This window comes from Gordonia sp. (in: high G+C Gram-positive bacteria) (genome assembly GCF_020438995.1).
GTDB lineage: Bacteria > Actinomycetota > Actinomycetes > Mycobacteriales > Mycobacteriaceae > Gordonia.
In genome coordinates this window covers 1-4,604 of the sequence record NZ_JAGQTN010000134.1, presented here as the reverse complement: position 1 = coordinate 4,604, position 4,604 = coordinate 1, and the positions used below count along the sequence as shown (strand labels likewise).

4 protein-coding genes are annotated in these 4,604 nt (G+C 59.1%); 1 reads left to right on the top strand and 3 read right to left on the bottom strand.

Annotation, left to right across the window (positions count from 1 at the left end; translation table 11 throughout):
- Positions 1-327: 327 nt before the first annotated feature.
- The 3 genes from KDB67_RS10490 to KDB67_RS10480 all read right to left on the bottom strand — a co-directional run bounded on the left by KDB67_RS10490 (position 328) and on the right by KDB67_RS10480 (position 3,650).
- Positions 328-1,812 carry an N-6 DNA methylase gene (locus KDB67_RS10490; RefSeq protein WP_291015553.1) on the bottom strand — a complete coding sequence of 495 codons (1,485 nt, stop codon included), beginning with the start codon at positions 1,810-1,812 and terminating at the stop codon, positions 328-330.
- Positions 1,806-2,729, bottom strand: a complete 924-nt coding sequence (locus KDB67_RS10485) for a hypothetical protein (protein ID WP_291015551.1) — start codon at positions 2,727-2,729, stop codon at positions 1,806-1,808. The genes KDB67_RS10490 and KDB67_RS10485 overlap by 7 nt, the downstream gene beginning before the upstream one ends.
- Before the next feature lie 111 nt (positions 2,730-2,840).
- Complete coding sequence (locus tag KDB67_RS10480) at positions 2,841-3,650, bottom strand: fused MFS/spermidine synthase (protein ID WP_291015549.1); 810 nt, start codon at positions 3,648-3,650, stop codon at positions 2,841-2,843.
- Positions 3,651-3,695: 45 nt separating this feature from the next.
- Between KDB67_RS10480 and KDB67_RS10475 the strand changes: the two genes are divergently transcribed.
- Positions 3,696-4,604 (top strand): cobalamin biosynthesis protein (locus tag KDB67_RS10475; RefSeq protein ID WP_291015547.1); only part of this gene is annotated, 909 nt, incomplete at its 3' end.

Genomic DNA, 4,604 nt, shown 5'->3' with positions numbered 1-4,604 from the left:
CGAAACCCCGCCCACCCGAACGGACCTCGGGAACACCGGCACGCCCAACACCACTAAACAGCTTGCACAACAGTCAAATTCGGAGCCAAACCCGATACGCCACCACTACTCGCGGATCTAGGTCAGACCACCATCTGGGCCCACTCAACAGGCAACGGCCACCTCATGAAATTTTGAGGCTAGTGCCTGAGAATCACGACCGGCAACACGCTGACCAGCACCAACGATCACCGGCACCGCGAAAACGGCCTCGAGAGGTCCAACTCAGGTCAGACCACCACCTGGGCCCAACTCAACAGGCAACAGCCACCTCAAGAAATTTTGAGGCTAGAATCCATAGATATCGCGAAAGATATCGTCTATCTCTACCTTGTACTGGCTGGAAGGTTCGCGACCTGCATACATTTCATCGATGATCGTAGCAGTATTGATCTCGACCTGCCTGCGCAACTTGACAGGGGGGATTAAAAGCGGCACCTTCTTTAGGTAATTCGCAGAGTTATTGGCTGTCGGATTTATGGTCTTGATTAGATGGGTTGCGGTGGGTGAATTGAGAAACCCGAGCAGCAGTAACTCATCTTCGGGATTGTATGGAAAAACTCCAACTATTGCTTGGTCAAAGAGTTCGCCGCTAATTTGGCAGGCACGAAGTACTCCACCTGAAACCATTGGGACCGCGATTCCGTGTCTAAAGTAGTAGCGCATGTTCTGCAGCCTTGCTTTTTTGTTCGTGCGATACTTGACGAGTGCGTCTTCGCTCCAGTCCATGTACCAGCGAGGAAGGCTAACAAAACGATCGGGACCGCCCTTGCGTACTGGTACGAAGTGTCGGACATTTGCAATTCCGTTAAGGGCCTCGTCAGCATTCGGGATGTGGTCAGCAATCTTTCGAGGATCAACTCGCGCATATCGCTTAGCGTTTCGGGCTGTGGGATCTGCATTTCGTAGAAAGCTGAGATCATTGCCTGAGTAGAAACCAGTAACGCATGCTGCGATATCGCCGATCCTGGTCGGTGCGGTATTGATCAAGTCAGTGGCCGTTCGAAAATCTGACAGTAGGAAGGCGGATCCAATACTAGTCAAGACGGAATATTGACTAATTGAAAGCGTGGAACCCGTCGAAGCCTTGGTAAGCTCATTGATTGAACTGATTCCGAATCGAGCGTTAAACTGGTTCGTCCGACATTTATCCTCATCGAGATCTCGTTCGAATGTAATGATGCATAGTTTTGCGTACCCCATGCCGATACCAGGAAAGAGTCTTGAGGGAAATACCACTAGGTCAATTATTCGAGATTCAGTAAGGAGGGCGTGCCGAAGATATTTGTGTCGGTGTAGGTAAAGAAAGGTTTCGGGCACAATGAAAACTGCACGTCCTCCGGGTTTTAGGGAATGCAGCGCACGGTACATGAATAATGTGTATGTTTCGCGCACGTATAATCCCGTGTATTCACGCTGCAGCTTATCCCGTCGTGCATGATCGAGCCATGCGCCATAAGGTGGGTTGGCGATGACCCTGTCGTAGCTACGGAGGGTTGCGTCAATGAAGTCTTCGGTAAAGAGTCGAATTCGTCTGTCGTTCGAATAGCGGGTCGAGAGTTGATTGCTGAGGTCACGTTGCACTTCGTATCCATCAACTGTGATGTCAGGATAACGCGCGAGAGTCGCATCAATTAACAACCCGGTGCCAGCGGCCGGCTCAAGTACATGATCGCCTGGATTTGCATCGATGCGATCAACCAGGTAGTTGACAAGCGTCTCGGAATAGGTATGATATGCCTGGTAGTTGTCGCGCGCAGATTTCATCACCATTCTACATACCGTCCAAGTCCTGAATCAACTATATGTTTCGCGGTGCTGGTATCGAGGTCGGTCAGCCAGTCAACATTACTTCTCATCCATTCACGCAGGTTGAACCCGGAGTAGTGGGAGATCTGATCGTAGGTTTCGTCACCGCAGAATGCTTCCCATATCCCGGAGCGCTGGAGTGTTCGAAAGTAGGCATTGTTTTGATCCTCTTCCGCCCTCACCCAGAGCAAGCAGCGGCTGTCCTTGTCGAACGCGCGGTAGATTGAAGCGACGAGGAGTAGCCTGTTGGTGTTGCCTTTTTCGTTCGAACCAAATGCGCTCTTGAAGTCGACTGCGAACTGAGTGCTATCGAATTGGAAATGTAGGTCTAGTGCGAGGTTTATTTCACCTGAATTTACTAGCGCCCACACCTTGTCGTAGTAGGCTTTCAGTTCGATATGCTGTGCGGCTGAAATTGGTAGTTCAGATATGTAGGCTTCCACCTCGTTTGCGAGGGCTAATTTCACGTCTTTGAATAAGGGGGGGATGACGGGCTGAACCGTAGATACTGGATACTCAAAGCAGAGCTTGCAGAACGGCTGCCAAAGTTCGCCAATACGTCGCGAGAATGTCATGTAGTCGTATGGCCAGACTTCGTTTCGGGTCTCAACCATGACAACCGCGTTAGCGTAATTTAGCATGAGCAGTGCAGATAGTTGCTCCTCGCTGTCCCACGATTCGGCAGCAGATTTTGCACGAACACCTTCAACTACTTGGCGGTATGCCTCGGTTGATGCCTTGTTGATATGGCTCGCGCGATCCTTGAACTGGGATTCACCGAATCTACGCCGTGTCTCGGACATAGTTTCTGCTGCTCGTTCGCGAAAATAGGCCATGACATCGGGCTTTCGTTCCGCAAGCTTGCGGTCGACTGTGATCACAGTAGGCGAGTCTACTGGTCGATCAGTCGCGGTCGGCTCCGGGATCGAGCCTATTGGAGGGAGGAGGACCTTCTGGCGGGCTGTCGTCGATTATCCGGTCCAGGTCGGACGCTATGCCGGGTCGCGCAGGATGGGCCGGGAACCGAACGCACGGGCCTGGGCGCCGGTGAGTATCGACGACGGGAGGGCGTCGGACAGGAGCCGGCGGACGAGAGCCGGGTCGGGGTCGAGGGGGCCGTCGGAACCGGCGATGACGACGTTGCCGGTGCGGCGGCCTTTGAGCATCGACGGGTCGGCGATGACGGCGACGTTGGTGAAGGTGTCGGCGACCGTGGCGACCTCGGCGCGGGCGCGGCGCAGGGTGCGGTCGTCGCCGCAGTTGGCCAGGTACAGCCCACCCGGGGCCAGGACTCTGTGGACGTGGGCGGTGAACTCGCGGGTGGTCAGGTGATCAGGGGTGACGGCGTCGCTGAACGCGTCGCGCACGATGACCTCGCGGGAGCCGTCGTGGGCGGATTCGAGGACCTCGCGGGCGTCGCCGACGCGGATGCGTAGCAAAGGGGATCGGGGGAGGGCGAACCATTCGCGGACCAGCCTGGCGAGGGTGGCGTCGACCTCCACCGCCACCTGCCGGGTAGCGGGATAGCGCGCCGCCAGGTAGCGGGGCAGTGAGCAGGCGGCCCCGCCCAGATGCAGTACCCGCAACGACGCCGACGGTTCGTAGCGCTGCTCGATGACCGCGACCATCTGCCGCATGTAGTCGAAGTCGAGAAGCAGCGGATCGTCGGGGTCGATGTGCGAGCTGTGGGCGCCGTTGATGGTGAGCAGCCAACCGCCGGCGATCGGGTCGGGTGCGAGCTCGCAGGTACCCGAATCGATCCGATGCACTCCGGGCGCCGGAGTCGGCTGGGTCTTGGACACAGCGACGAGTGTAGGGACGCCGCACCGGTTGCTACGCTCCGGCGCGTGGATTCTGTTGCCGTCGGCCTGGTGGCCGGCTACGCCGCCGACCGTATGCTGGGCGATCCGCGGCGCTTCCATCCGGTCGCCGGGCTCGGCCGGATTCTCGGCAGCCTGGAGCGAGAACTCTACCGTGACACTCGCAGCGCGGGCGTTGCGTACGCGGCGGTGGCCGTCGGCGGCATGGGCCTGGCGTCGGCGCTGGTGACGCGACGACTGCGCTCGATCGAACCGGTGCTGGTGGCGACGGCGACGTGGGCGGTGCTCGGTGGCACCACACTCGCCGGGGTCGGGGAGCAGATGGCCGACAACCTCGATGCCGGGGACATCGACGCGGCCCGCGCCCTGATCCCCAGCCTGTGCGGCCGCGACCCGCGGTCGCTCGACGCGGACGGCATGTGCCGGGCCGCCGTCGAGTCGATCGCAGAGAACACCTCCGATGCGACCGTCGCGCCTGTCGTATGGGGTGCAGTCGCCGGAGTACCCGGCCTCGTCGCGTATCGCACCGTCAACACGCTCGACGCGATGGTCGGCTACAGGTCGGCGCGCTACCTGAACTTCGGCTGGGCCAGTGCCCGGTTCGACGACCTGGCCAACGTCGTACCGGCGCGGCTCAGCGGACTTCTCGTGGTGGTGCTGGGACCGGATCCGGCGTCGTCGTGGGCTGCGTGGCATCGCGATGCCGGTAAACATCCGAGCCCCAACGCGGGCGTGGTGGAGGCCTCGTTCGCCGGTGCGCTCGGCATCGGGCTCGGTGGGCGCACCGTGTACGCGCATGGCGAGGAGATGCGTCCGCAGCTCGGCTCCGGGCCCGCGCCCGGGTCGCAGGATCTGCGGGCGGCGGTGCGACTGTCCCGGCGCGTGCAGACCGGCACGGTTGTCGTCGCCGTCGGTTACCGACTGCTGCGTGCGGTG

Excerpts from the sequence above, each read along its gene's own strand:
- KDB67_RS10490 (WP_291015553.1), bottom strand. The coding sequence starts at position 1,812 with ATGGTGATGAAATCTGCGCGCGACAACTACCAGGCATATCATACCTAT.